The sequence below is a fragment of the Paracoccus sp. SM22M-07 genome (assembly GCF_001887735.1).
GTDB lineage: Bacteria > Pseudomonadota > Alphaproteobacteria > Rhodobacterales > Rhodobacteraceae > Paracoccus.
This window is the reverse complement of sequence record NZ_JPKW01000009.1, coordinates 70,729-96,826: the sequence shown is the minus strand read 5'-3', so window position 1 is coordinate 96,826 and position 26,098 is coordinate 70,729. Positions and strand designations below refer to the sequence as shown.

The window sequence follows — 26,098 nt, the reverse complement described above, 5'->3', positions numbered from 1 at the left end:
GGGGTGATAACGCGGCGGGCCGGCTTCGGCAAGACCACCCGCCGCCGCGATCAGTAAAGACCGCCCGAGGACATGGACCCGAAATCGGCCCGCTTGGGGATGACGCGCGTCTTGCCCGTCGACGTGGTGATCGATGTCGCGGCCGCGGCGCCGGCCTCCCACGGCAGGATCACGTTGTTGTCGCCAAAGCCCGACACGACATAGGGCGTCATCCAGTCCGGGTCCGTCCCGTCGCGGAAATATTCCGAGATGACGTTCGGCCCGCTGGCATCATCGGCCAGACGCTGACCGGTCACGCGGTCGATCTTGACCCAATAGCCGCCCGGCGGGACCTTGAATTCGGTGCCGCCGAATTTCGCCACCGCATCGCGCATGAAGGCGTTGAAGACCGGCACGCAGAGGGTGCCGCCATAGGCGCGGTCGCCAAGGCTGCGCGGCTGGTCGAACCCGATATAGCAGCCCGCGACGATGTTGCTGGAATAGCCGATGAACCAGACATCCTTGGCATCGTTGGTGGTGCCGGTCTTGCCCGCGATCGGCACAGGCAGGTTCACGCCCTTGCCCGACCCGCGCTGGACCACCCCCTCCATCATCGAGGTCAGCTGATAGGCGGTCACGGCATCCATGACCCGTTCGCGGTTGCTGTCGATGACCGGCCCCTGACCCACGGGCAAGGGCTGCATGCCGCAGGTTTCGCAGACACGCTGGTCGTGGCGATAGACGGTGCGCCCGCGGCGGTCCTGCACGCGGTCGACCAGCGTGGGTTCGACCCGCTCGCCGCCATTGGCGAACATGGCATAGGCGGCGACCATCTTGAACAGCGTCGTTTCCTGCGCCCCAAGCGCGTTGGCCAGGAATGGCTTCAGGTCGTCATAGACGGCGAAATCCTCGGCATAGCGGGCGACTTGGTCCATGCCGATATCGTCGGCGATGCGGATGGTCATCAGGTTGCGGGACTGTTCGATGCCGGTGCGCAGCGGCGTCGGCCCGTAATGCTGCCCCGAACTGTTCTTGGGTTCCCACAGGCCCTGGGGCGTGTTCACGCGGATCGGCTCATCGACCACGATGGTGGCGGGGGTATAGTTGTTGTCCAGCGCCGCGGCATAGACGAAGGGCTTGAAGGACGATCCCGGCTGGCGCTGCGCCTGTGTGGCCCGGTTGAAGACCGAGCTTTGATAGGAAAACCCGCCCTGCATCGCCAGCACGCGCCCGGTGTTCACGTCCATCGCCATAAAGCCGCCCTGTACCTGCGGCACCTGCCGCAGCGTCCAGCGGATGAAGCTGCCGTCGCCGTCATTGGTCATGGCACGCACCAGCACCACGTCGCCCACGTCCAGCAGGTCGTCTGCCACCTGCGCGCGGGGGCCCAGGCTGCCATCGCCATTGCGCCTGCGGGCCCATTGGACGTCGGCGGCGGTGATCCAGTGGCCGTCGGCATCCTCCTCAATGCCCTCGATGCCGATGCGGGCGTCGGTGGCGCCCATCTCCAGCACGACGGCGGGATGCCAACCCGGAATGTCGCGCGGCAGGCGCAGGTCCCACAACGCGCCGCGCCATGCGACCTGGTCGGTCAGCGCCTCGGGGGGCAGCACCTCGCCGGTGCCGCGCCAGATGCCAAGGCCGCGGTCATATTCCTCCAGCGCGTTCTGCAGGGCGGTCTCGGCCTCGGTCTGCAGGTCGGGATCGACGGTGGCGCGGATGGTCATGCCGCCGCCGAAGAATTCCTCCTGGCCGAATTCGCGGCTCAGCTGGCGGCGGATCTCGTCGGTGAAATAGTCGCGGTCGGGCAGCTGGTTCTGAAAGGACTTGAAGTCGCCGTTCTGGACCGAACGCAGCGGCAGCTTGGCTTCGGCCTCATAGGCGGCCTCGTCGATATAGCCGTTCTGCCACATCTCGCGCAGGACATAGTTGCGCCGTTCGGTCACCCGCTCCTTGGCGCGCACGGGGTGATAGCGGCCGGGCGCCTGCGGCATGGATGCCAGCATCGCGGCCTCGTGCGGGGCCAGTTCGGTCAGCGACTTGTTGAAATAGGTCTGGGCGGCGGCGGCGACGCCAAAGCTGTTCTGGCCCAGGAAGATCTCGTTCAGGTACAGTTCCAGGATCTGGTCCTTGGACAGGGTCTGTTCCAGCCGCGATGCCAAGATCAGTTCCTTGACCTTGCGTTCCACGCTGCGGTCGCTGGACAGCAGGAAGTTCTTCATCACCTGCTGGGTGATGGTGGACGCGCCGCGCACCTGCGACCCGCCGCTGGCCGCCGCCTGATAGGCGGCCCCCAGAATGCCGCGCAGGTCATAGCCCGGATGGGAATAGAAATTCTTGTCCTCGGCGCTGACGAAGGCCTGCTTGACCAGGTCGGGGATCTCGTCGATGGGCACGAAAATGCGGCGTTCCTCGGCGAATTCGTCGATCAGCTGGCCTTCGGCGGAATAGATGCGGCTGATGGTCTTGGGCGAATACTGGGCCAGCGTCTCGTGGCTGGGCAGATCACGGGAATAGACCCAGAAGATCCCGCCCAAGGTCAGGGCGATGAAAAAGCTGGCGGTGACGAACCAGGAAAAGATCGCTCCGATGAATGAAAGTATGGCTCGCAGCACGTGATGTCGCCTTTTGGAAATCCCAGGGTCAGTCTATAGACGCACAGCCCCTTCCGGTCAAAGCAACACTGGCGGAATTACCGGCGCAGCAGGTCCCCCCGTGCGGCTTCGTCCTTCCACCAGCCAAGCGTGGCTTCGGTCACGGCCTGCACCATCCGGCCACGCCACAGCGGGTCCGACATCTTGGCCCGGTCGTAACCATCCGTGATGAAGCCCAATTCCAGCAGCACCGAGGTGATGTCGGGCGATTTCAGCACCGAAAACGCCGCCCCCTGCACCGGACGGCCGTGCAGCCCGATCCCCATCAGCGCCATGCGCGATGTCAGCTGACGGGCATAGCCCTCGGACCGGGGCTGGGTGTCGGTGCGGGCGAAATCCATCAGCGCATGGGCCAGCGCGTCGTCCTGGCCGGTCAGGTCCATGCCCAGCAACAGGTCCTTGCGTTCGTGGCGCGCGGCCAGCTGGCGGGCGGCGCGGTCATCGGCCGAATTGCTCCAGACATAGACGGTGGCGCCGGCGGCCTGGCCCTTGGGCAGCGCGTCGGCATGAAGCGAGATCAGCAGATGCGATCCGGCTGCACGGGCCGATGTCATCCGCTGTTCCAGGGCCACGAAATCATCCTTGTCGCGCGTCATGTTGACGGTGATGCCCTTGGCCTGCATCGCCTCGCGCAGTTCCAGCGCGAAGGTCAGGACCAGTTCGGCCTCGGTGATGTCATCGGACTGCGCACCGGGGTCAAAGCCGCCATGACCGGGGTCCAGCGTGACGACCAGCCCCTCGCCCCGGATGGGCGTGTCGGACAGCACCGCCGGATCGGGCAGGTTGCGCAGCGCCGCCGCAGCCGAGGGGCGCGGCGTGAACTGATCGGGCGCGACGGGCCACAGCGCGATGTCCAGACGCGCCAGCGCCCCGCGGGTGTCCATCCCGGCGCTGGCCACGCGATAGGGCCCCGGCAGTTCCAGCACGATGCGCGACCAGCCGCGCTGAAAGCTGCCGCTGCGCACCGCATGCAGCAGGTCGTGACCGAAGATCTGCGGCAGGTCCTGCGCGGTCAGGTTGGCCCCTTTCAGGTCGATCACCAGGCGGGCGGGGTCGCCGACCAGAAAAACGCGATAGGGCACGGCCTGGTCCAGCGCCAGCGACAGGTCCATCGCGCGCGGCCCAAAGACCGCCTGCCACCACCCCACGTCCTGCCACGTGACGGAAGACGCCCCCACGTCGATGCGCGCCGGCCCCTGCGCATGCGCCATGAACGGCAGCAGCAGGGCAAGGACCAGAAGGGCGGCTTTGCGGATCATCGGGTCGCCATGTATCCGGTCAGGCGGCGCAGGCCCTCGGCGATGTCGGCGGTGGCGCGGGCATAGGAAAAGCGCAGCGTCCGCGCACCCCGCACGGGATCGAAATCCAGCCCCGGCGTGACGGCGACGCCCGCATGTTCCAGGATCTCGGCCGCCAGGGCGACGGAATCCTCGGTCAGATGCGACACATCGGCATAGACATAGAACGCACCCTCGGGCGGGGCGATGCGGTCGAAGCCCGCCTCGGGCAATTCCTGCAGCATCAGGCGGCGGTTTTCGGCATAGACGGCCAGGTTCGCCTCGGCCTCATCGATGCAGTCCAGGGCGGCAAGGGCCGCGATCTGGCTGGCATGGGGCGGGCAGATGAACATGTTCTGCGCCAGACGCTCCACCGTGCGGACATGGCTTGGCGGCACCACCATCCAGCCGATGCGCCATCCGGTCATGGAAAAGTATTTACTGAAAGAGTTTACGACGAAAACCTCATCCGTCACTTCAAGCGCTGAGTGGCAGCGGTCGCCATAGGACAGCCCGTGATAGATCTCGTCCGAGATGACGGCCACGCCCCTGGCCCGTGCCGCATCGGTCAGGGCACGCAGTTCCGGCACGTTCAGCACCGTCCCCGACGGATTGCCCGGCGATGCCAGGATCAGCCCCTGCACGCCATCGGGAATGTCGGTCGGGCGCGGCTGGTAGCGATCCTGGGGCCGGGTCTGGATGCCCACCGGTTCCAGCGACATCGCCTTGAGGATCTGGCGATAGCTGGGATAGCCGGGAAACCCCATCGCCACCTTGTCACCCGCGTCGAACAGCGCCGAAAAGGCCAGCAGGAAGGCCCCGCTGCTGCCCGATGTGACGACAACCCGCGCCGGGTCCAGATCGACCCCGTACCAGCGCCGGTAAAGATCCGCGATCCCCTGCCGCAGCGCCGGCAGCCCAAGCGCCGAGGTATAGCCAAGCGGCTGGTCCAGCGCCCCGGCCAATGCCTGCCGGGCACCCTGCGGGGCGGGCGTGCCGGGCTGGCCGACCTCCATATGGATGATGTGACGACCGGCGGCCTCGGCTTTCTGGGCGGCCTCCATCACGTCCATGACGATGAAGGGGTCGACCTGACCGCGGGTGGAATGTCGCATGGCGTTGCCCTTATGTCCTGTCCTGCGGGCCGGTGATAACGCGCGCGGGCCGGACCATCCAGCCTTTTGCGCCATGCCCGCCCGTCACGCAGCCTTGTTCCCCGGCATTCTTGCCATCCCAGCCCCCCCGGTCCAAGCTGGCGCAAAGACACTCCGAAGGGTTCCCATCATGAAACGCCTGATCGCCGCGCTGCTGCTTGGCGCGACACCCGTCCTGACCGCCCCAGCCATGGCCTTCGACATCGGCGCGATGACCGATGCCGAAAAGACCGAATTCGGGGCTGCGGTCCGCGAATACCTGATGGCCAATCCGCAGGTGCTGATCGAATCGATCAACGAGCTGGAAAGCCGCCAGGCCGAACAGGCCGCCAAGGATGACGTGGATCTGGTGGCCGAAAACCACGACGCGATCTTTGATGACGGCCACAGCTGGGTCGGCGGCAATCCCGACGGCGACCTGACCATGGTCGAATTCATGGATTACCGCTGCGGCGTCTGTCGCCAATACAATCAGGAAGTGGTCGATGCCGTCGAGGATGACGGCAATATCCGCCTGATCATCAAGGAATTTCCAATCCTTGGCCAGGACAGCGAGGCTTCCAGCCGCTTTGCCATCGCTGTCAAGCAGATCGCGGGCGACGAGGCTTACAAGGCCGCCCATGACGCGCTGATCACCCTGCGCAGCCCCGCGACCGAGGATGCCCTGCGCAAGCTGGCCGAACAGATCGACGTGGATGCCGACAAGGTCATCGCGCAGATGGCCTCGGATGAGGTGACGCAGGTGCTGGTCAAGAACCGCGAGTTGGGCGAAACGATGGCCATCCAGGGCACCCCGACCTTCATCATTGGCCAGCAGATGCTGCGCGGCGTTCCCCGTGCAGGCGTTGCCAGCGCCATCGACCAGGTGCGCGACGCAATGTGACAAGGCGGCCCCGCCCATGCGGCGGGGCTGCCACCTCAGTCGGCGCTGCTGCGGGCATAGACGTCCTCGTATCGGATGATGTCGTCCTCGCCCAGATAGCTGCCGGTCTGGACCTCGATCAGGACCATCGGCACCTTGCCGGGGTTTTCCATCCGGTGGACGGCGCCCAGGGGCACATAGATCGACTGGTTTTCGGTCACCAGCGTCACGCTGTCATCCACCGTGACCCGGGCCGTGCCCGACACGACGATCCAGTGTTCGGACCGATGGACATGGCTTTGCAGCGACAGTGCCGCGCCGGGTTTCACCACGATGCGCTTGACCTGAAACCGGTCGGCCAGGGCCAGCGTCTCGAACCAGCCCCAGGGGCGGTGATCGCGGGGGAAGGCCTCGGCCTGCTTGGCGCTTTTCTTCTTCAGCGCGACGACGGCCTGTCGCACGTCCTGGGCGCGCGACCTGTCGGCCACCAGAACCGCATCCGATGTCGCCACGACCATCACGTCCGACAACCCGATGCCCACGACCTCGAGGTCGTCGCTGTCGGACCGCAGCAGCACGTCGCGGCAATCGATCGCCGTCGAATGCCCGTCGGTGACCACGCCGTCATCCGAAGGCGCGCGGCCCAATGCCTCGCGCCAGACGGCGTCCCAGCCCCCAAGATCCGACCAGCGTTCCGAAAAGCGCACCACGGTCAGGTTGTCGGCCTTTTCCATCACCGCATAGTCGATGGATTCGTCGCGCAGCCCCTGCCAGGGGGCCTTGGCCAGCCGCAGAAAGCCCAGGTCCATATGCGCGTCGTCCAGCGCCGCCTGAACGGGGTCAAGGTAATCGGGGGCATGGTCGCGGAAGGCCTGGATCATGGCGCGGGCGCTGAACAGGAAGATGCCCGCGTTCCACAGGTAATTCCCTTCGGACACCATCGCGGCCGCACGTTCGGCATCGGGCTTTTCCACGAAGCGCGCCAAGGGCTGCGGTCCCGTGCCGGTCGAGGCCAGCTCCAGATAGCCATAGCCCGTCTCAGCGCGGTCGGGGGTGATGCCGAAGGTGACGATGCGGCCCTGCTGCGCCGCCGTCGCGCCCTGGCGCACCGCCTCCAGGAAGGCATCGACATTCGGAATGACATGATCCGAAGGCGCGACCAGCACCATCGCCTCGGGGTCCTTGGCCGCGATCATGATGGCGGCTGCAAGGATGGCAGGCGCGGTGTTGCGGCCTACGGGTTCGATCATGATCTGACCGGGATTGATGCCCGCCTGTTCCAGCTGCTCGGCCACGATGAAGCGGAAATCGCTGTTGGTCATCACCACCGGATCGTTGAAATCCGGCCCCGACAGGCGATGCGCGCTGGCCTGGAACAGGGTTTCGTCCCCGATCAGCTGGGCAAACTGTTTTGGAAAGCTTTTCCGCGAAACCGGCCACAGCCGCGTCCCGGACCCCCCAGCCATCAAAACCGGTGTAATCTTGACCATCACAAACCCCTTGGCGCAAGGCGCCCCATGTCATTGTGCCGGGCCCCCGGGACCGACCATGCAGCCGCAGTGAAGTACGGCGGCCGCGCCCGCGTCAAGCGATCCTTCCGGATAGACCCGGCGGCGGGCCAAGCTGTTGCAGACAAAAGACGATCCGCCACCGGCACATCCGCCGGCCGTCAGGCGCTGCCGCCCGACCAGCCGCAGCAGCTGCACCGGCAGAATGCGCCATCGCGCAGAATGACGCCCTCTTGGCAGGCGGCGCAAGGCTCGGCATCGACGCGCAGCGCGGTCTGGCCCTGCGATCGCCCTGCCCCGCCTTGCAGCACCATCAATTCCTGCGGCAGGCGCTTGCGCAGATAGCCGGCGCTGCTGACCTGACGCAGCATCGTCAGGGGTTGCAGGGCGGGATCGGCCCGGGGCGCCTCGCCCTCGCGTTCGCCCTCGCCCAGGTCGTCAAAGCTGGCACCGGTGGGTTTCACATGCGCCAGGTCGGTCCGGTCCAGATAGCTGACCGCCAGTTCGCGGAAGACGTAATCCAGGATCGAGGTCGCGTTCTTGATGCTGTCATTGCCCTGCACGGCACCTGCCGGTTCGAACCGGGTGAAGGTGAAGGCGTCGACGAATTCCTCCAGCGGCACGCCGTATTGCAGGCCCACCGACACGGCGATGGCGAAATTGTTCATCATGGCGCGAAAGCCCGCGCCTTCCTTGTGCATGTCGATGAAGATCTCGCCCAGGTTGCCGTCGTCATATTCGCCGGTGCGCAGATAGACCTTGTGCCCGCCGACGCTGGCCTTCTGGGTATAGCCCTTGCGCCGCAGCGGCAGCTTTTCGCGCTGAGAACGGATTTCCCGGACAATGATCCGCTCGACGATCTTTTCGGCCATGATGCCGGCGCGCTGGCGGGGCGGGGCCGCGATGATGGCCTGCGCGTCCTCCTCCTCGCCGATCAGGGACCGGATGACGGGCTGGGACAGGCGCGAACCGTCGCGGTGGATCGCGCTGCCCTTCAGGCCCTGCGACCATGCCAGGTCGTGCAGGGCCAGCGTGTCGGCGATGGTCGCCGCGTTCGGCAGGTCGATGGTCCGTGCGATGCCGCCCGAAACGAAGCCCTGCACGGCCGCCATCATGCGGACATGGCTGTCCACCGACAGCTGGCGCGTCCCGCAGGGGCTGGCACAGTCGAAGACCGCCAGATCCTGCGCGCGCAGATGCGGGGCGCCCTCGATGGTCATGGTGCCGCAGACATGGTCGTTCGCCGCATCGATCTGCGCCTGCGAAAAGCCCAGATGCGCCAGCAGGTCGAAGCCCGGATCGGCCAGCAGGTCGTCGGCGATGCCCAGCGTCCCGCGGCAGAAATCGCGCCCCAGGGTCCATTGGTTGAAGACGAAGCGGATGTCGAAGGCACCCTGCAACGCGGCCTCGACCCGGTCCAGCTGCCGCGGGCCAAAGCCCTTGGCGGTCAGCGCATCGTGGTCGATCGCAGGGCTGCCGATCAGCGTGCCGTGGCCCACCGCATGGGCCGCGATATCGGCGATCTGGTCGTCGTCATAGCCCAGGGCTGCCATCCCCTGCAGGATCGCCGGGTTCAGGGCCTTGGCTTCCCCCTGCCCCCCAAGGGCCGCGAACCGGACCTGGGCATGATCGGGGTCCAACCCTTGCGTGTCGCAATCCAGGATCAGCCCGATCTGCCCCGCGCGGGCGATCAGGCTGGCCTGGGCGTTGCGGAACCCGTGGGTGCGGCCCAGGCTCAGCGCCCTGTCCCAGGCATCGCGGGCCAAGGCGACCAGCGACGGGTCGGGACAGGCATCGCCGTCCAGACATAGGGGCACGACGTTCAGCCCGTCGTGACCGCCGACATCATGGGCCGCCGCATGGTGGTTGGCGATGACGCGCAGCATGGCGTCGCTGTTCCGGGCATGGCCGGCAAAGGCACCAAGCTGCGCAGCCATCTGAGCGCTGAACGCATAGGCGGTGCCGGTCAGCAGCGCGGTGATCGCCGCGCCCATCGCGCGGCCCGCATCGCTGTCATATCCCAGTCCCATCCGCATCAGCAGCCCGCCAAGCCCCGCATATCCCAGCCCCAGCGGACGGAAATCAACGCTGCGCTGTGCGATGCCGGCCGTGGGGAACTGCGCCATGGCGACCGTGATGTCGGCGGTCAGGGTCCACAGGCCGACGGCATGGGCGAAACCCTCGCCGTCGAAGGCCCCGTCGCGCAGAAAGGCCGGCAGGTTCAGCACCGCGATGCTGCAGGCCGTGTCGTCCAGGAACAGGAAGGCGCCATCGGCACTGCTGCCCCGGACCCAGCCGTCCTGCGGGCAGGTGTGCCAGGCGTTGATCGTGTCGTGGAACTGAACCGAAGGCTCGGCGCTGGCCCAGGCGGCATGGCCGATACGGTCCCACAGGGCGCGGGCCGGGATGCTGCGTTCGACGCCGCCATCGCTGCGGCGCAACAGGGCCCATGGGCGATCATCGCGCACCGCCTGCAGAAACGCGTCGCTGATGCGCAAAGCCGTGTCGCCGTTCTGGCCCGAAACGCTGGCATAGCCTGTCCCGTCCCAATCGGTGTCGAAGCTGGGGAACCGGATGCTGGTGAACCCCTGCTGCGCGTAATGCAGGACCCGGTGCAGGAAGCTTTCGGGGATCATCGCGCGCCGCGCCTCGCGCAGGGCCTGCGTCAGCGTGGCGTTCCGGGCGGGGTCGCTGCCGCCCTGCGCGACGGCGGCAAAGATCGCGTTCAGGTGCTGCTGATGCAGATGGGCGCCCGCGATCAGGCTGGAAAGCTTGTTCTCCTCCTCCAGCTTCCAGTCGATGAAATCCTCGACCTCGGGGTGGTCGATGTCGCAGATGGCGATGCGGGTGCTGCGGCGGTTCTGGCCGTGCGGACGCACCGTGCCTGCCACCCGGTCGCCCAGGCGCAGGGCATCCATCAACCCGCCCTGCGACGGGGTTTCGTCGGCGGCCTGCAGGTCGCTGACATTCGTGCCGCTGCCCTTGGCCTGCCGGATCAGCCGCGCCTCGCGCTGCCACAGGTCCAAGGCGCCCTCATCGGGCAGGCCGTCGCCGATGGACTGGATGAAATGGCCATGGGGGCGGGGATGGGACGCGTCGGCGCGCGCCACCCGCCCGGTCGCGGGATCGACGCGAAAGCCCGGTTCCCCCGTGGCGATGCCATAGGCCCAATGCAGGCCGGTCCCCTGCCATTGTTCGGGCGACGGCGACGCCATCTGGCTGGCCAGCATGGCGCGCATCTCGTCCAGATAGGCGCGGGCATCCTCGGGGCCGTCGAAATAGCCGCCCTTCCAGCCCCAATAGGTCCATGCCCCCGCCATGCGGTCGAAAACCTGGCGTGCGTCGGTTTCGGGTCCGAAACGCTGATCGGCGGGCAGGTCCTGCAGCGCCGACAGGTCGGCCTCGTGCCGCCACAGAAATTCGGGAACGCCGTCCTCGGGCACGGGCTTCAGGATGGCGGGGACGCCATCGGCGTGGCAAAAGGACCGCGCCATGACCTCGGCTGCGACCTGGCTGAAATGGGCGGGGACGATGACCGGATCGCCCTCGCCATCCTCGGCCTCGGGGCCTTGCGCGATCAGGCGCGTGACAAAGGCGATATCGCCATATGCCCCGGCATCCAAGGAAGAGAAACGACGTTCGATCTGCATGTCAGCGCGTCCTGTACTAGCCTGCCTTGAGGCCGCGCGACGCGTGACGGGCCGTCAGCCCATGGGGCATCCGCAGGATGGCCCGACCATCCGGCATACCGGTCGTCCGCTGCCCTTGGGATGCGCGCGTCCGGCATGACCCGTGACGCGCGCAACCTGTGCCGCTGCGGCAATTTGCGACAGGGTGCCGTCGCAAGACCGGCTGTTCAACGGATTTATTTCTGCAAAACCATGGGTTTGCCCGTTGACAGGGCTGCCGCGCATGGCCCCGCCGGATTCGTGCACAGGACGCGCCGGATTTTCGGGTCCGCCTTGGGTGAATGCGGTGAATATCGTTTACCGCCAATGGGTTGATCGAAACCATCCCAAGCATATCCACAGGTTTTCGCGCCAGTCATCCCCCGATTGCCAACAGGCGATGCGCCAAAGCCACAAAGCACGATTTTCAGCGCGCCGGGGTCAGGATGTCACGGTCGGTGACGATCAGATCCAGCGGCTGGTCGAAATCTTCGGCGGGAATCTCGGGCAATTCCTGGCAGGCAAAGGCCAGCCCGATGGCCGTGACCGGACCCGATTCGCGCAGAACCTCCAGCGTGCGGTCATAAAAGCCGCCGCCATAGCCGATGCGGTTGCCACGACGGTCAAAGCCCGCCAGCGGCACGATCAGCACCTGCGGGGTCAGCTGGGGCGCGTCCTCTCCCGGATGGGACGTGCCGAAGGCGCCGGGCTGCAGCGGTTGCCCCTGCCAGTGGCGAAAGACCAGCGGGCGGGCGGGGCCGGTGACCACGGGCAGGCACAGGGGCCCGGAATGGGCGGCCATGGCGGCGCGGGGGTCGGCCTCGTCCCGCATGGGCCAGTATCCGGCCAGTACGGCGCTGGCATGGGGAGCAAGGGCCGCGATCAGGTGGCGGTCCAGCGCGGCCTGATCGCCCCCCTGCCCGCGCGCCGTCAGCGCCATGCGCCGCAAGGCCGCCTTGTCGGTCACAGCAGCACCGTCGAGGCAAGCCCCAGAAAGGCCATGAAGCCGATCACGTCGGTCATCATCGTCACGAAGGTCCCCGATGCCAAGGCCGGGTCGGCCCCCAGCTTGTTCAGGGCCAAAGGCACCATGATCCCCGCCAGCGCCGCCACCATCAGGTTGATGACCATCGCCATGCCGATCACCGCCGCCAGCCAGGGGTCCTGGAACCACAGGAAGGTGATGACCGCCATGATGGCACCAAAGACCAGCCCGTTGATCAGTCCCACCACCATTTCCCGCCGCACCACGCGCAGCGCGTTCGACGATGACAGGTCGCGCGTCGCCAGACCCCGCACGGCGACGGTCAGCGTCTGCGTGCCCGCATTCCCGCCCATCGAAGCGACGATCGGCATCAGCACGGCCAGCGCCACCAGCTGGGATATCGCGCCCTCGAAAAAGGCGATGACGGCGGCGGCGGCCAGAGCGGTCGGGATGTTGGTGGCCAGCCACGGCACCCGCTGGCGCACCGTCTGCAACACGCTGTCCGAGATGCTGGATTCATCGCCCACACCGGCCAGGCGCAGGATGTCCTCCTCGTGCTCCTCGTCCAGAACGGCCATGGCATCGTCAATGGTGATGACGCCGACCAGCCGGTCGTCGCCATCCACCACGGGGGCGGAGATCAGGTGATACTGGTTGAAGATATAGGCGACATCGGCTTCCTCGGCATAGGCGCTGATGGTGCGGAAGCTGTCTTCAGCCATGTCGCGCAAGGGTGCGTCGCGGCGCGATGCCAGCAGGCGGCCCAGCGTGACATAGCCGATGGGATGCCGGCGCGGATCGACCAGGATGACGTGATAGAACTGCTCGGGCAGCCATTCCTCGCGGCGCATATGGTCGATGGCGTCACCCACGGTCCAATGCTCGGGGGCGGTCACGACCTCGGATTGCATCAGGCGGCCGGCGGAATATTCGGGATAGGCCAGCGATTGTCGGACGGCGGCCTGGTCGCTGTCGTCCAACGCCGACAGGATGGCGTCGCGGTCGCTGTCGTCCAGATCCTCGACCAGGTCGACGACATCGTCGCTGTCCATCTCGCGCACGGCATCGGCCAGGACGTCGCGGGGCAGCAGCTCCAGCACCTCCTCGCGGATGGATTCGTCGATTTCGGACAGGATCTCGCCGTCGATCTCGGCGCCGTAAAGCTCAAGGAACAGACGGCGCCGCCCCGGGGCCAGCTGTTCGATGATGTCGGCGATATCGGCGCCGTGCAGCTTTTCCAGCAGGGCGTTCAGCGCCTGCTGGTCACCCTGATCCATGATATCGTCCAGCCGCCCCAGGAATTCGGGGCTGGAGACGTAATCCTCGTCACCCTGATCGGGGTTCGGGGTCTGATCGATCTGCAGGCGGTCGTGGTCGGTCATGCTGCCCCTTCTGTCTTCGGATGTCAGGCGTGGATGGTGGCGTCAGCCGGCCAGCAGGGCCAGCGCGGCCGCGTGCAGTTCGGGGCTGGCGGCGGCGACGACCTGACCGCCCTGTGCGGCCGGTCCCCCCTGCCAGTCGGTCACGATGCCGCCCGCCGCCTGAACGACCGCCAGCGGCCCCGCGATGTCATAGGATTGCAGCCCCGCCTCGATCACCAGATCGATCTGCCCCAGCGCCAGCAGCGCATAGGCATAGCAGTCCAGCCCGTAACGCGTCAGCCGCACCTGATCGGCGACGCGGCGGAACGCCTGCGCCTCGGACGCGGTGCCCACTTCGGGAAAGGTCGTCATCAGGGTCGCACGGTCCAGCGCGACGTCGCGGCGGGTCTTCAGGCTGCGGGTGCCATGCGGACCGGTCATCTGCGCGATGCCGAACCCACCCTCGAACCGTTCGCCGATATAGGGCTGGTCGATCAGGCCATAGACGACGTCCCGCCCGTCGGACAGGCCGATCAGCACGCCCCAGCTGGCCGCGCCACTGATGAAGGCGCGCGTGCCGTCGATGGGGTCCAGGATCCAGGTCAGGCCGCTGGTGCCGGGGCTGTGGCCGTATTCCTCGCCCAGGATGGCATCGTCGGGGCGGTTGCGTGCCAGGACCTGGCGCATCGCCTGTTCGGCGGCGCGGTCGGCTTCGGTGACGGGGTCGAAATCGGCGGGACGCTTGTTGTCGGCAACCAGGTCGTCGCTGCGAAACAGGGGCAGGATCGCCTTGCGGGCGGCATCTGCCATGTCATGCGCGGTCCGGATGATCTGCGCTGCGTCCTGCATGATGGCCCCCTGTCGCTGGTCGCTGCAGGTGTAACCCGAATGAACCGCAGGGGCCAGACGCGAAGGGAAGATGTCGCCCCGCGTTCATGAACGCGGAACGACCGGTTTTCAGTCAATCAGGCGGCGTCCGACAGGACGCGGGCCAGTTCGAAGATCTGGCGGCGCTGCGCTTCCGGCATGGCATAATATGCACGCACCAGTTGCAGGGCCTCCTTGTCGGCGAACATGTCGCCCTCGACGATCTGCGACATGGCCCCTTCGTGCAGCCCTTCGAAGAAGAAGCTGACCGGAACATCCACCGCATGGGCAATATCCCACAGACGCGAAGCCGAGACCCGGTTCATCCCGGTTTCGTACTTCTGGATCTGCTGGAACTTGATACCGACCTTGTCGGCCAGTTGTTGCTGAGTCATTCCGATCATCCAGCGACGATGGCGGATACGCTTACCAACATGAACATCAACACTATGCTTCATCGCTAACCTCGCTCAATCTACAGAGGTGGTACGACGAGAAGGCACAATTCTACAGTGTCTTCTTGGTTAACGGGCCCGATCTTGACCAAAAAGACAGGTCCGGAACAGGCTTCCGGGCGGTCCGGACATCAAGTCCGGGCTAACCTGGCCATCGACGCGCCCTGCGCCCGCCATCACAGGAGGAAACATGATTCGCCAAGCCCAGATTCCCGCCCTCGGTCAGGGGCCCGCCATCACCGACCAGCCGCCCCCCGTGGCGGGTCCGGGACAGGTGCTGGTCCGCATGGCAGCCTCTGCCTTGAATTTCGCGGATTTGCTGAAGGCGCAGGGCACCTATCAGGAACCCCAGGACCCGCCCTTCGTCCCGGGCCTGGAAGGCGCCGGCACCGTGATCGAGGCACCGCAGGGTTCGGATTTGACCGCCGGCACCCGCGTCGCCGTGTCCTGTCCAGGCACGATGGCCCAGATCATCGCCGTCGATCCCGCCGCCCTGCAGGCCATTCCCGACAGCATGAGCTTTGAACAGGCCGCCGGATTTCAGGTGGCTTATGGGACAAGTCATCTGGCCCTGACAGGTCCAGGTTCCCTGCGCCCGGACGACACCCTGGTCGTCCTCGGGGCGGCGGGCGGCGTCGGCCTGACCGCCGTCGAAATCGGCGCGGCGCTTGGGGCCAGGGTCATCGGCATCGCCCGCGGCGCGGCACGGCTCGAGACGGTCCGGACCGCCGGCGCCCGGCATGTGATCGACAGCGACACCTGCCCCGATCTGCGTCAGGCCCTGCGCGACCTGGGCGGCGCGGATGTCGTCTATGACCCGGTGGGCGACGAACCCGGCGCGGCGGCCTTTCGCGCCCTGCGTCCCGGAGGCCGCCACCTGATCATCGGTTTCGCCGGCGGCAAGCCCCCCGCCCTGCCCCTGAACCACGCGCTGGTGAAGAACATCTCGATCCACGGATTCTACTGGGGCGGGTATCGCAAGCAGGACCCGGCCGCCTTGCGGGCCAGCATGCAGGCCCTGTTCGGGCTGTTCGACCAAGGCCTGCTGAGCCCCGTCATGGGCCATGTCCTGCCGCTGGATCGCATCCAGGAGGGGTACGACCTGCTGCGTGACAGGCGCAGTGTCGGAAAGGTCATCATAACCCTGTAATTGCGGCTATCTGCCGCATCACCGGCATTGAAAAAACAGCACAACAACCGATATTCTAGGTCACGAGGGGGCATGATCCCCATTGCCTCACAGAGGAGAGTTCGATGGCAGACTTTAACACTTATCGCACCGCGCAGGGTGTCGGCACCCGCAGCCACGCGGCGGTCGACGAAGGCCTGCGGGCCTACATGAGCAAAGTCTATGGGCTGATGGCGGTCGGTATGGGTGTTACCGCCGTTGCCGCATTCGGCATTTCGACGGCTGCCGTCACGGCTGATGGCCAGCTGACGGGTCTGGGCGCGGCGATCTACACCTCGCCGCTGAAATGGGTGATCATGTTCGCCCCGCTGCTGATGGTCTTTGCCTTCGGCGCGGCCCTGAACCGCCTGTCGGTCGGCGCGGCCACCGGCCTGTTCTATGCCTTCGCGGCCCTGATGGGCCTGTCGATCAGCTCGATCTTCCTGGTCTATACCTCGGTCTCGATCGTGCAGACCTTCCTGGTGACGGCCATCGCCTTCGCGGGACTGTCGCTCTGGGGCTATACCACCAAGAAGGACATCTCGGGCTGGGGCAGCTTCCTGATCATGGGCGTGATCGGCCTGATCGTCGCCTCGATCGTGAACATCTTCCTGCAATCCTCGGCGATGCAGTTCGCGATCTCGGGCCTGGGCGTGCTGATCTTCGCGGGCCTGACGGCTTATGACACCCAGAACATCAAGAACACCTATCTGCAGATGGCGGGTTCGGATGCGGATTTCATCGGCAAGTCGGCCATCATGGGCGCGCTGCAGCTGTATCTGGACTTCCTGAACCTGTTCATGTTCCTGCTGTCGTTCATGGGCAACCGCGAGTGATCGCGACCTGACCCAGAACTTCGAAGGCCCCGCCGTTCATCGGCGGGGCCTTTTTCATTCCGGGCAGGTTCGCAGCGTCGCACCCAGTAGTCGCCCGATATGCCAGAAGATCAGGTGCAAATCTTGCCGGGACAAAGGCTGGGACTTCACCCAAGTTAGCCACGCATGTCATCCATCCCTGCAGGTGCTTGGCTTCCTTTCGACGCTGGTGACACTCTTTCAGATGAAGACAGGATCGGCGTTTCCAGGCGCGGTCGCAGAGGCGCGGACGGGTTGCCTGTCCGCACAATCAGATCCGAAAGCCGATAGGACGTCCGCGCCATGACGAAAGGCAGTTTGCCGCCTTCCAGATCCAGCGGATCGCCATCGACGATTTCGGCCTGGTTCACCAGGTAATTGCCGCCGCCCTGACAGGTCCAGCCCGACACTGGCTGCGGCATATAGGTGAAACAGATCTACGCGCCAAGGCCGCGCTTTTCGACGCTCCACCAACCGGGCAGGATTCTCGGGTTTCCCGCATACCACAGACAGGCCTTGCCATCGGGTGACAGATATTCGACCTGGATGCTGCCGGACCGGGTCGTCGCGCCGCTGACCAGCGCAGCCAGTTGTTGCGGGTCGCTGCCCTAGTCCATCTTGCCATGATAGGACCGCGCCCCGCATCCTGCGACGAACAGGGCTGCCAGCAGCGCAAGGCATCGTCATTGCGTCTTCAAAACTCGGGTCCCCCTTGGATGTACTGGTCTGCGCCATCCCGCGCACCGAACAACGGCGGTCAAGGCACTGACCGACCCAAAGTGGCCGCAAGCGGGTTGCGCATGGGATTGCCGACAGGGCCGGCTCATGAAAAGGGGCCGCAGTTGCCTGCAGCCCCCTCTCCTGTGCCGGCATGCGTTTCATGCCGCCCCGCTGCGCCCTTGGGACGCGTGGGCGTCAGGCGGCGTTGGCCAAGGGCAGATCCTGCATCACCTCGGCGGCGATCTGGAAGCTGCGTAGGCGTGCGGCGTGGTCGTGGATCTGACCGGTCAGGATCACCTCATCTGGACGGTGCGCGGCAATCAGGGCGGCCATCTGGTCGCGCACCTGGTCGCGATCCCCCACGGCGCTGATGCGCAGCGCACGATCCACGCCCTGCCGGACCGAGGCACCGATCTCGGCGTCGATATCGCGCACCGGGCGCGGCAGCTTGCCGGGCTGGCCGGTCCGCAGGCGCGCGAAGGCCAGCTGCATGGTCGTGCGCAGATAGGCAGCCTCGGCTGCGTCATCGGCGGCAAAGACGTTCGCCGCCATCACGACATAGGGCTTCTGCCCCCAAGGCGACGGGCGGAACCGTTCGCGATAGATCGCTAAGGCGCGTTCCATGTCGTCGGGCGCAAAATGGCTGGCAAAGGCATAGGGCAGCCCCAGATGCGCCGCCAGCTGCGCGCCAAAGGTGCTGCTGCCCAGGATCCAGACCGGCACATGCGTGCCTTCGCCGGGGATCGCGCGGACGGCGGCATCGGGGCGTTCCTCGCCGAAGTAATCCAGCAATTCGACCACGTCCTGCGGAAAGCTGTCGGCCATCGGATCGCGGCGCAGGGCGCGGATGACCGCCCCGTCGCCACCAGGCGCGCGCCCCAGCCCCAGATCGATCCGGCCGGGGAAAGCGGTGGCCAGGGTCCCGAATGCCTCGGCGACGGTCAGGGGGGCGTGATTTGGCAGCATGATACCGCCCGCGCCCACCCGGATGCGGCTGGTCGCCTGCGCCACCAGCCCGATCAGGACGGCGGTCGCGGCGCTGGCGATGCCCGGCATGTTGTGATGTTCCGCCAGCCAGAACCGGCGATAGCCCCATTCCTCGGCGTGTTGCGCAAGGTCGATGGTGTTGCGAATGGCATCCTGCGCGGTGCTGCCCTCGGGGACAGGCGACAGGTCCAGAAGCGAATATGGGATGTGCTGTGTCATGCGCAGGATCTAAGTCTGCGCCGGCGTTTTGCAATGCCCTGCATGCACGATATGCAATGCCGCGATGGAAGGCCGGCGCGTGCGATCAGGGGGCGCGGACGCCCCCTGACCGGGCTCAGCCCATCTTACGCAGATAGGTCCAGGTCGGCACGCGCGCATTGCGCGCCACGGACCAGCTTTCCGCATCGCCCAGATAGACGAAGCCGCAATTGGTCAGGACCCGGGCCGAACCGGCATTGTCCTGAAACGCCTCGGCGAACAGGGTGCGCGCGCCATGCGGATTGGCGGCGACCAGCGCCGAAACCGCCTCGGTGGCGAAACCTGTGTTCCAGAAACCCGCACCGATCCAGAAGCCCAGTTCGGACTGATCGCCCTCCATGCGGGTCAGCGACACGACGCCCAGCAATTCCGACAGCTTGCTTTGCGACCCGTCGATCGCCCAGACGTCCTCGCTGCGGTCGGCGGACAGGGCACGCGCGACGAAGCTTTCGGAGGCGCCATGCGGCAGCGGATGCGGAATGGCGCGGGTGCCTTGGGCCACGCGTCGATCGGCGGTGTAATGCGCGATCATGCCCGCATCCGACGGACGCAGGGGGCGCAGGGTAAAACGTGCGGTCGGAATGATCGGCTGGCTCAATTGCGCAGGATCATTCGCCTTGAGGTCATCCAGACGGGTGCCCTCTCTCATCGGTGCAGACATGACCATGTTCCCTCCCCCGGAAACTGGCTGGAAATCGAAAAATGATGAAACAGCTGAGGGGACCGGCTTGCGCCGATCCCCCCTTTTAACATCGAAATGTTACGCTTGGGTTACTCGGCAGCCTCGACCGTCGCGGGGACGATCGAAATGAAGGTGCGCCCTTTCAGGCCCTTCTTGAAGCTGACGTGACCATCGGTCAGCGCGAACAGGGTGTGATCCTTGCCCATGCCGACGTTCACGCCCGGCCACCAGGTGGTGCCACGCTGACGTGCGATGATGTTGCCCGCGATGGCCGCCTGGCCACCAAACAGTTTCACGCCAAGACGGCGACCGGCCGAATCGCGACCGTTGCGCGATGAACCGCCTGCTTTTTTATGTGCCATGGGTTGTTCTCCTTAGGCTTCAGCTGCGTCGGCAACCTTGGTGCGTGCACCAATTGCTGCTTTGACACCGGTTTTGTCCGCGCCTTTTTCAAGCACATCGGTCACGCGCAGCAGCGTCAGCTGCTGGCGATGGCCACGGGTCCGCTGCGAGCTGTGCTTGCGGCGACGCTTGACGAAGGTGATGACCTTGTCGGCCTTGATCTGGTCGATCACTTCGGCCTGGACGCAGGCGCCTTCGATCATGGGCGCACCCAGGGTCGAACCGACCATCAGAATGTCATTGAACTGGACCTTGTCGCCAGCTGCGGCATTCAGCTTTTCAACGCGCAGGACGTCACCCGCCTGCACCTTGTACTGCTTGCCGCCAGTTTTCAGAACCGCGAACATCGCTTCTTATCCCTTGTCAACCGCATCCTGTGGTCCCGACCCTTGGGCCGATGTTCATGGGTTTCCCCACCGTCGGACAGCGCACCCGTCAAAGGGTGATATTAAAAACAATCAACCGGCCAAGGGCAGATGCCCGGCCGGTGCCTGCCAATTGCCGTATCCGCCCGGCAAAGTCAACCCTTGCGAAATGGCTCCGATCCGGCGATGGGCAGGAACCTTGGGGCCTTGGCCGTGCTTGTGCCCTGCCACGAACGAACCGGATCTCCGATGCAACGCTTTACCTGTCCCAGCTGCGGGACCCGCGCTTATTTCCACAACATGACCTGCACATGCGGGGAGCAGCTGCATTACGACCCGATGGCCCGTTCCATGATCGTCGAGGCGATGTCCTGCGCCAATCGTCAGGATATCGGCTGCAACTGGGCCACGCCGACCGAAGGGACGCGCTGCCTGTCCTGCGCGATGTCGCATGTGGTGCCGGTCCTGCATGTGGGCGACAATCTCAGCCTGCTGGCCGCGACCGAACGTGCCAAGCGGTGGGTCCTGGCGAACCTGGCGCAATGGGACTGGTTCAACGACAACGATGCCGGCCGCCGCCCGCATTTCCAGATGCTGTCCGAAAACACCGGCGGTCGCGCCCAGCAGATCATCATGGGCCATGCGGCAGGCGAGATCACCATCAACGTCACCGAGGCCGATGAGCTGATCCGCCTGAAGCGCCAGCTGGACCTGGGGGAACAGTATCGGTCGATGGTGGGGCATTTCCGGCACGAGATCGCGCATTTCCTGTTCGACCGGCTGGCCCGCTGCCCCGATTTCCAACCGGCCTTCCGCGACCTGTTCGGCGACGAACGGCAGGATTACGGGCAGGCGCTGAAGCGGCATTATGCCCAACCCCGCGATCCCGGTCGCGATTTCATCACCGGCTATGCGACGGCCCACCCCCACGAGGACTGGGCCGAAACCGTCGCCCACCTGCTGCACATGGTGGATTTCGCCGACAGTTTCGTCAGCGCCGGTCTGTCGATGTCCAGCGTCCCCGAAGGCTTCAGCCCCTATCAGGAAACCGACACGCAGCGGCTGCTCTTGGTGGCGACCGAAATCGCCATCGCGGTCAATGACATCAACCGCGCGCTGGACAACCCCGACCTCTATCCCTTCGTGCTGACCGGGCCGGTCCGCACCAAGATCGCCTTCGCGCATGAATGGCTGCGCGACCACCTGGACCGCGGGGTCTAACCCGCGGCCTTTTCCTCCAGCGACATCCATTCCTCCTCCGCATCGGCCAGGGCTGCCTGGCGTTCGCTGAGGGCGAGGCTGGCCTTTTCGAACTTGGCGGGGGCCTTGGTGAACAGCTCGGGGTCCGACATGAACTCGGTCAGCTTGGCGATCTCGGCCTCCAGGCGTTCCAGCACCGCAGGCAACTCCTCCAAGCGGTGCTTTTCGGTGAAGGTCAGCCCTTCGCGCGGCTTTTCGGCCGCAGGGGCCGCGGCCGTCTGCGTCGCCTGACGCGCGACAGGCGCTGCGGCGGCGGGCTCGGGGGCCTGGCGCTGGTTCTGGTAATCGCTCCAGCCGCCGGCATAGACGGTGGCGCGACCGTCACCCTCCATCGCCACCGTCGTATCCGCGACGCGGTCGATGAAGTCGCGGTCATGGCTGACCAGCAGCACCGTGCCGTCATATTCGCCCAGCAGATCCTGCAGCAGGTCCAGCGTTTCGACGTCCAGATCGTTGGTCGGTTCGTCCATGACCAGCAGGTTCGACGGCTTGGCCATCAGCTTGGCCAACAGCAACCGCGCCTTTTCTCCGCCCGACAGGCTGCGCACGGGGGCCCGCGCCTGGCCGTCATCGAACAGGAAATCCTTCAGATAGGCCACGACATGCTTGGGCACGCCCCGCACCATGACCTGATCGGCCCGGCCCGACACGCTCATGTCGGGATCGCCCGTCAGGGATTCCCACAGCGTCTGGTTGGGGTTCAGCGCCGCACGCGCCTGGTCGAAGACCGCGATCTCCAGGTTGGTGCCCAAGGTCACGGTGCCTTCGTCGGGCGCGACCTCCCCGGTCAGCATCTTGATCAGCGTCGTCTTGCCCGCGCCGTTCGGCCCGACAAAGGCGATGCGGTCGCCGCGCTGGATGCGCAGGTCGAAGGGCGCCAGGATCACCCGGTCGCCAAAGGCCTTCGAGATGCCCTGCACCTCGATCACTTTCTTGCCGCTGGTCGGGCCGGATTCCAGCGCCATGGCGGCGGTGCCCTGACGGCGGATCTGGCTGCTGCGTTCGGCGCGCAGATCGGCCAGCGCGCGGACACGGCCCTGGTTGCGCTTGCGCCGCGCGCTGATGCCCTCGACGGCCCAACGGGCCTCGGCCTTGATCTTGCGGTCCAGCTTGTGGCGGGCGTCGTCTTCGGCGGCCCAGGTGGCTTCGCGCCAATCCTCGAACCCCTCGAAGCCGCGTTCCTGGCGGCGGACCTGACCGCGGTCGATCCACAGCGTCGCCTTGGTCAGGCGACGCAGAAAGGCGCGGTCGTGGCTGATCAGCACAAAGGCCGCGCGGGTCTGGGACAGGTATTCCTCCAGCCAGCCGATGGCCTGGATGTCCAGGTGGTTGGTCGGTTCGTCCAGCAGCATCAGTTCGGGCGACCGCGCCAGCAGGCGGGCCAGCGCCGCGCGGCGGCGTTCGCCGCCCGACGCGGTATCGACAGGGCGGTCGGGGTCGAATTTCAGCCCTTCGGCGGCCATGTCGACCAGATAGCCTTCGCTGTCATCCAGCCCGTCGCGGGCAAAATCGCCCAACGTGGCATAGCCCGACAGGTCGGGGTCCTGCTCCATGTAGCCGGTCGAGACGCCCGCCGACAGGACCACGTCGCCGCGGTCGGCTTCGACGAAGCCGGCCATGACCTTCATCAGGGTCGATTTGCCCGACCCGTTGCGACCGACCAGCGCGACGCGATCGCCGGGCTGGACGTTCAACGACAGGCCGTCGAATACGGGATCGCCGCCATAGGTCAGCGCGATGTCCGAGAGTTGTAAAAGAGGTGCTCTTGCCATGCCTGCGCCCTAGCCTGCCGCCCGCCTTTGGTCAATGGACCCCGTGCATGGGCTGCGGCGAAAGACGCCCACCCCCATCCCTTATTGTTGACAAGTTTCGTCGGTCATCATATCGCGGTCCCACAACTTGATGACAGGAGCTATCATGCGTCAGCTGATCCTTGCCTCGCTTCTTGGTGCCACCGCGATGCCCGCGCTGGCCGAAGAAGTGAACGTCTATTCCCATCGCCAGCCCGAGCTGATCCAGCCGCTGTTCGATGCCTTCACCAAGGAAACCGGCATCACCGTCAACACCGCCTTCGTCGACAAGGGCATGGTGGAACGCCTGCAGGCCGAAGGCGACCGTTCGCCCGCCGACCTGGTCCTGACCGTCGATGTCGCCCGTCTGGGCGAGGTCAAGGACGCCGGCGTCACCCAGGCCGTCGAGGACGAGATGCTGGACGTCATCCCCGCCGACCTGCGCGACAAGGACAACCAGTGGTTCGCCCTGACGACCCGCGCCCGCATCGTCTATGCCCATAACGAGCGTGTGGCCGATGGCGATGTGACCACCTACGAGGATCTGGCCGATCCCAAGTGGAAGGGCCGCATCTGCACCCGCAGCTTCACCAACGACTACAACGTCGCGCTGACCGCCGCCTTCCTGGCCCATCACGGCGAGGAAGAGACCCTGACCTGGCTGCAGGGCATCAAGGACAATCTGGCCAAGCGCCCCGAAGGCGGTGACCGCGACCAGGTGAAATCCATCTGGGCCGGCGAATGCGACATCAGCCTGGGCAACACCTATTACATGGGTGCGATGCTGAAGGATGACGAACAGAAGGAATGGGCGGATTCGGTCCGCATCGTCTTCCCGACCTTCGAGGATGGCGGCACTCATGTGAACGTGTCGGGCGTGGCGATGACCAAATCGGCCCCGAACCGCGACGCGGCGCTGAAGCTGATGGAATTCCTGGTCAGCGACGAAGCCCAGAAAATCTACGCCGAGACCAACAACGAATTCCCGGTCAAGGAAGGCGTCGAAAAATCCGAGCTGGTCGCCAGCTGGGGTGAATTCACCGCCGACGATCTGGCCCTGTCCGAGATCTCGGACCTGCGTCCCAAGGCGCTGGACCTGATCGAACAGGTCAACCTGGACGGCTGATCGGCAACAGACGGCTGCAAGAACGGGAAAGGCGCAGGCATATCGCTTGCGCCTTTTATCTTGGCGGCGCAATGCTTTGCCCGTCACGCAGACAAGGAGGCAAGCTTGGCGCAAAAGATCATCATCGACACGGACCCCGGTCAGGACGATGCCGTCGCCATCCTGCTGGCACTGGCATCGCCAGAGCTGGAGGTGCTGGGCATCACCACGGTCGCGGGCAACGTGCCGCTGGACCTGACCCAGCTGAATGCCCGCAAGATCATCGAACTGGCAGGCCGCCCGGACATTCCCGTCTTTGCCGGATGCGACCGGCCCCTGTCGCGCGACCTGGTGACCGCCGAACACGTACATGGCAAGACCGGCCTTGACGGGATCGCGCTGCCCGATCCGTCGGTTCCGTTGCAGGACCGGCACGCGGTCGATTTCATCATCGACACCTTGCGCGCCCAGGACCCTGGCACCGTGACCCTGGTCCCCATCGGGCCGCTGACCAATATCGCCCAGGCCTTCCGCCGCGCGCCCGACATCGTCGCCCGCGTGCAGCAGATCGTGCTGATGGGCGGCGCCTATTTCGAGGTCGGCAACATCACCCCTGCCGCGGAATTCAACATCTATGTCGATCCCGAAGCCGCGGCCGAGGTCTTTGACGCCGACGTGCCTTTGGTCGTCCTGCCGCTGGACGTGACGCATACGGCGCTGACGTCGCGCGAATGGGTCGACGCGATGGCGGCGCTGCCCGGACGCTGCGGCCCCGCCGTGGCGGGCTGGACCGATTTCTTCGAACGCTTCGACAAGGAAAAATACGGCAGCCTTGGTGCGCCGCTGCACGATCCCTGCACCATCGCCTGGCTGCTGCGCCCCGACATGTTCACGGGCCGCCACATCAATGTCCAGATCGAGACCGAAGGTCGCTGGACCACGGGCATGACGGTTGCCGATTGGTGGCGCGTGACCGACCGCGCGCCGAATGCGCTGTTCCTGCGCCAGGTCGATCACGACGCGCTATTCGACCTTCTGGCCGAGCGGATCGCCCGCCTGCCCTGACGCCTCGGCCTCTGCCTCCTGCGGCAGGAGCACGGCACCCTGGCCGTCGCCCAGTTCCTCGTTCAGCTGGGCGATCAGGTCCTGCGTCACGTCGATGGCGTCCAGCGACACGAACAGCGTGCGACGGTCCAGGACCGCCACCGCGCCATGGTCCTGCATGATCTCGCCCATCATCGGCAGCGCGGCGCGGAAAAAGGCGCTGCGATCGGCCTCGGCCCAGGCATTCAGCAGTTGCACGGCCTGCGCGCGTTCGCGGCGGACATCGGTGGCGCGCTGATCAAAGCTTTCGGCCAGCTTGCGGAATTCGGCGGGCGGCAGGGTCGCGCGCTGTTCGGTCAGGCGCGTCTCCTCGGATGAGAGCAGTTCGGTCAGGCGTTCGTTTTCGGCGGTTATGACGTCGCCCTCGGCCTCCAGCTGCGCCTGCGCGCGCTTGCCCCAGTCCGAAGACAGGTACAGCACGTCCTGATCCAGCGTCAGGATCGGCGCGTTCAGCGCCTGTTCGGCCGTTCCGGAGGTGGTGATCGTGCTGCTGGGGAGCGGCGCCGTGGGTTGCGCGGGGTCCGAACCGGGCAGTTGCGGCCTCACGTCTTCGGCCTGCTGCGCGGCCACCATCATCGGCAGAAGGGCGGCCAGGATCATCCCGGCCGCCCCCAATCCGCGCAGTCCTGTCAT

General features: G+C 65.9%; 22 protein-coding genes. 6 read left to right on the top strand and 16 right to left on the bottom strand.

The annotated features are described in order from the left end of the window. Positions 1–50: 50 nt before the first annotated feature. The 3 genes from IE00_RS13415 to IE00_RS13405 all read right to left on the bottom strand — a co-directional run bounded on the left by IE00_RS13415 (position 51) and on the right by IE00_RS13405 (position 5,025). Positions 51–2,594, bottom strand: a complete 2,544-nt coding sequence (locus IE00_RS13415) for a penicillin-binding protein 1A (protein WP_072297710.1) — start codon at positions 2,592–2,594, stop codon at positions 51–53. A gap of 77 nt (positions 2,595–2,671) precedes the next feature. Next, the gene (locus IE00_RS13410) at positions 2,672–3,892 is read right to left on the bottom strand and encodes an N-acetylmuramoyl-L-alanine amidase (RefSeq protein WP_072297709.1); all 1,221 of its coding nucleotides are present in this window, start codon (positions 3,890–3,892) and stop codon (positions 2,672–2,674) included. Continuing rightward, the gene (locus tag IE00_RS13405; protein WP_072297708.1) at positions 3,889–5,025 is read right to left on the bottom strand and encodes a pyridoxal phosphate-dependent aminotransferase; all 1,137 of its coding nucleotides are present in this window, start codon (positions 5,023–5,025) and stop codon (positions 3,889–3,891) included. Before IE00_RS13405 ends, IE00_RS13410 begins: the two co-directional genes overlap by 4 nt. A 169-nt stretch (positions 5,026–5,194) precedes the next feature. On the opposite strand from IE00_RS13405, the gene IE00_RS13400 reads away from it, so the two are divergent. Next, the gene (locus tag IE00_RS13400; RefSeq protein ID WP_072297707.1) at positions 5,195–5,947 is read left to right on the top strand and encodes a DsbA family protein; all 753 of its coding nucleotides are present in this window, start codon (positions 5,195–5,197) and stop codon (positions 5,945–5,947) included. A 35-nt stretch (positions 5,948–5,982) separates the two neighbouring features. On the opposite strand, the gene IE00_RS13395 is transcribed toward IE00_RS13400, so the two are convergent. From IE00_RS13395 to IE00_RS13370, 6 genes are all read right to left on the bottom strand, one after another. Beyond that, positions 5,983–7,416 carry a mannose-1-phosphate guanylyltransferase/mannose-6-phosphate isomerase gene (locus tag IE00_RS13395; protein WP_072297706.1) on the bottom strand — a complete coding sequence of 478 codons (1,434 nt, stop codon included), beginning with the start codon at positions 7,414–7,416 and terminating at the stop codon, positions 5,983–5,985. Between the two features lie 179 nt (positions 7,417–7,595). After that, a complete protein-coding gene (locus tag IE00_RS13390) occupies positions 7,596–11,084 on the bottom strand; it encodes a ribonucleotide-diphosphate reductase subunit alpha (RefSeq protein ID WP_072297705.1) in 3,489 nt (1,162 codons plus the stop codon). Positions 11,085–11,529: 445 nt separating this feature from the next. Beyond that, a complete protein-coding gene (locus IE00_RS13385; protein WP_072297791.1) occupies positions 11,530–12,042 on the bottom strand; it encodes a 5-formyltetrahydrofolate cyclo-ligase in 513 nt (170 codons plus the stop codon). Between the two features lie 23 nt (positions 12,043–12,065). Continuing rightward, on the bottom strand, positions 12,066–13,469 hold the full coding sequence (mgtE, locus tag IE00_RS13380; RefSeq protein WP_072297704.1) for a magnesium transporter: 1,404 nt from the start codon (positions 13,467–13,469) through the stop codon (positions 12,066–12,068). A 42-nt stretch (positions 13,470–13,511) separates the two neighbouring features. Beyond that, positions 13,512–14,297: an inositol monophosphatase family protein gene (locus tag IE00_RS13375; protein WP_072297703.1), complete on the bottom strand. Its 786-nt coding sequence runs from the start codon at positions 14,295–14,297 to the stop codon at positions 13,512–13,514. 116 nt (positions 14,298–14,413) lie between these two features. Next, on the bottom strand, positions 14,414–14,773 hold the full coding sequence (locus tag IE00_RS13370) for a helix-turn-helix domain-containing protein (RefSeq protein WP_072297702.1): 360 nt from the start codon (positions 14,771–14,773) through the stop codon (positions 14,414–14,416). A gap of 187 nt (positions 14,774–14,960) precedes the next feature. Between IE00_RS13370 and IE00_RS13365 the strand changes: the two genes are divergently transcribed. After that, the gene (locus IE00_RS13365) at positions 14,961–15,920 is read left to right on the top strand and encodes an NADPH:quinone oxidoreductase family protein (protein WP_072297701.1); all 960 of its coding nucleotides are present in this window, start codon (positions 14,961–14,963) and stop codon (positions 15,918–15,920) included. Positions 15,921–16,024: 104 nt separating this feature from the next. Beyond that, entirely contained in the window at positions 16,025–16,774 is a 750-nt protein-coding gene (locus IE00_RS13360; protein WP_072297700.1) for a Bax inhibitor-1/YccA family protein, read from the top strand. Between the two features lie 155 nt (positions 16,775–16,929). Here the strand turns inward: IE00_RS13360 and IE00_RS13355 are convergent, their stop codons facing one another. The 5 genes from IE00_RS13355 to rplU form a co-directional block, all read right to left on the bottom strand. Continuing rightward, on the bottom strand, positions 16,930–17,163 hold the full coding sequence (locus IE00_RS13355) for a hypothetical protein (RefSeq protein WP_139291435.1): 234 nt from the start codon (positions 17,161–17,163) through the stop codon (positions 16,930–16,932). Between the two features lie 544 nt (positions 17,164–17,707). Beyond that, entirely contained in the window at positions 17,708–18,718 is a 1,011-nt protein-coding gene (locus IE00_RS13350; protein WP_371328446.1) for an LLM class flavin-dependent oxidoreductase, read from the bottom strand. A gap of 115 nt (positions 18,719–18,833) precedes the next feature. After that, positions 18,834–19,418 (bottom strand): GNAT family N-acetyltransferase, encoded by a 585-nt coding sequence (locus IE00_RS13345; RefSeq protein ID WP_371328445.1) that lies wholly within the window; start codon positions 19,416–19,418, stop codon positions 18,834–18,836. 110 nt (positions 19,419–19,528) lie between these two features. After that, positions 19,529–19,801: a 50S ribosomal protein L27 gene (rpmA, locus tag IE00_RS13340; protein ID WP_072297698.1), complete on the bottom strand. Its 273-nt coding sequence runs from the start codon at positions 19,799–19,801 to the stop codon at positions 19,529–19,531. Positions 19,802–19,813: 12 nt separating this feature from the next. Further along, positions 19,814–20,188 carry a 50S ribosomal protein L21 gene (gene rplU / locus IE00_RS13335; protein WP_072297697.1) on the bottom strand — a complete coding sequence of 125 codons (375 nt, stop codon included), beginning with the start codon at positions 20,186–20,188 and terminating at the stop codon, positions 19,814–19,816. Positions 20,189–20,455: 267 nt separating this feature from the next. Here rplU and IE00_RS13330 point away from each other — a divergent pair, with 267 nt between their 5' ends. Next, on the top strand, positions 20,456–21,427 hold the full coding sequence (locus IE00_RS13330; protein ID WP_072297696.1) for a putative zinc-binding metallopeptidase: 972 nt from the start codon (positions 20,456–20,458) through the stop codon (positions 21,425–21,427). On the opposite strand, the gene IE00_RS13325 is transcribed toward IE00_RS13330, so the two are convergent. Continuing rightward, a complete protein-coding gene (locus IE00_RS13325) occupies positions 21,424–23,238 on the bottom strand; it encodes an ABC-F family ATP-binding cassette domain-containing protein (protein ID WP_072297695.1) in 1,815 nt (604 codons plus the stop codon). The genes IE00_RS13330 and IE00_RS13325 overlap by 4 nt on opposite strands. Positions 23,239–23,383: 145 nt before the next feature. Here IE00_RS13325 and IE00_RS13320 point away from each other — a divergent pair, with 145 nt between their 5' ends. Beyond that, positions 23,384–24,382, top strand: a complete 999-nt coding sequence (locus tag IE00_RS13320; protein WP_072297694.1) for a Fe(3+) ABC transporter substrate-binding protein — start codon at positions 23,384–23,386, stop codon at positions 24,380–24,382. 105 nt (positions 24,383–24,487) lie between these two features. Next, complete coding sequence (locus IE00_RS13315; protein ID WP_072297693.1) at positions 24,488–25,426, top strand: nucleoside hydrolase; 939 nt, start codon at positions 24,488–24,490, stop codon at positions 25,424–25,426. Here IE00_RS13315 and IE00_RS13310 read toward each other — a convergent pair. Beyond that, positions 25,385–26,098, bottom strand: coding sequence for an OmpH family outer membrane protein (locus tag IE00_RS13310; protein WP_170864153.1), 714 nt, complete (start codon positions 26,096–26,098; stop codon positions 25,385–25,387). The genes IE00_RS13315 and IE00_RS13310 overlap by 42 nt on opposite strands.

Bases quoted from the DNA above. Each gene is read 5' to 3' on its own strand.
- IE00_RS13395 (WP_072297706.1), bottom strand. From the start codon at position 7,416: ATGGTCAAGATTACACCGGTTTTGATGGCTGGGGGGTCCGGGACGCGG.
- IE00_RS13375 (WP_072297703.1), bottom strand. From the start codon at position 14,297: ATGCAGGACGCAGCGCAGATCATCCGGACCGCGCATGACATGGCAGAT.
- mgtE (WP_072297704.1), bottom strand. From the start codon at position 13,469: ATGACCGACCACGACCGCCTGCAGATCGATCAGACCCCGAACCCCGAT.
- IE00_RS13345 (WP_371328445.1), bottom strand. From the start codon at position 19,418: ATGTCTGCACCGATGAGAGAGGGCACCCGTCTGGATGACCTCAAGGCG.
- IE00_RS13365 (WP_072297701.1), top strand. From the start codon at position 14,961: ATGATTCGCCAAGCCCAGATTCCCGCCCTCGGTCAGGGGCCCGCCATC.
- IE00_RS13325 (WP_072297695.1), bottom strand. From the start codon at position 23,238: ATGGCAAGAGCACCTCTTTTACAACTCTCGGACATCGCGCTGACCTAT.
- rpmA (WP_072297698.1), bottom strand. From the start codon at position 19,801: ATGGCACATAAAAAAGCAGGCGGTTCATCGCGCAACGGTCGCGATTCG.
- IE00_RS13320 (WP_072297694.1), top strand. From the start codon at position 23,384: ATGCGTCAGCTGATCCTTGCCTCGCTTCTTGGTGCCACCGCGATGCCC.
- IE00_RS13330 (WP_072297696.1), top strand. From the start codon at position 20,456: ATGCAACGCTTTACCTGTCCCAGCTGCGGGACCCGCGCTTATTTCCAC.
- IE00_RS13385 (WP_072297791.1), bottom strand. From the start codon at position 12,042: ATGGCGCTGACGGCGCGCGGGCAGGGGGGCGATCAGGCCGCGCTGGAC.
- IE00_RS13370 (WP_072297702.1), bottom strand. From the start codon at position 14,773: ATGAAGCATAGTGTTGATGTTCATGTTGGTAAGCGTATCCGCCATCGT.
- IE00_RS13390 (WP_072297705.1), bottom strand. From the start codon at position 11,084: ATGCAGATCGAACGTCGTTTCTCTTCCTTGGATGCCGGGGCATATGGC.
- IE00_RS13310 (WP_170864153.1), bottom strand. From the start codon at position 26,098: ATGACAGGACTGCGCGGATTGGGGGCGGCCGGGATGATCCTGGCCGCC.
- IE00_RS13410 (WP_072297709.1), bottom strand. From the start codon at position 3,892: ATGATCCGCAAAGCCGCCCTTCTGGTCCTTGCCCTGCTGCTGCCGTTC.
- IE00_RS13360 (WP_072297700.1), top strand. From the start codon at position 16,025: ATGGCAGACTTTAACACTTATCGCACCGCGCAGGGTGTCGGCACCCGC.
- rplU (WP_072297697.1), bottom strand. From the start codon at position 20,188: ATGTTCGCGGTTCTGAAAACTGGCGGCAAGCAGTACAAGGTGCAGGCG.
- IE00_RS13405 (WP_072297708.1), bottom strand. From the start codon at position 5,025: ATGCGACATTCCACCCGCGGTCAGGTCGACCCCTTCATCGTCATGGAC.
- IE00_RS13350 (WP_371328446.1), bottom strand. From the start codon at position 18,718: ATGACACAGCACATCCCATATTCGCTTCTGGACCTGTCGCCTGTCCCC.
- IE00_RS13400 (WP_072297707.1), top strand. From the start codon at position 5,195: ATGAAACGCCTGATCGCCGCGCTGCTGCTTGGCGCGACACCCGTCCTG.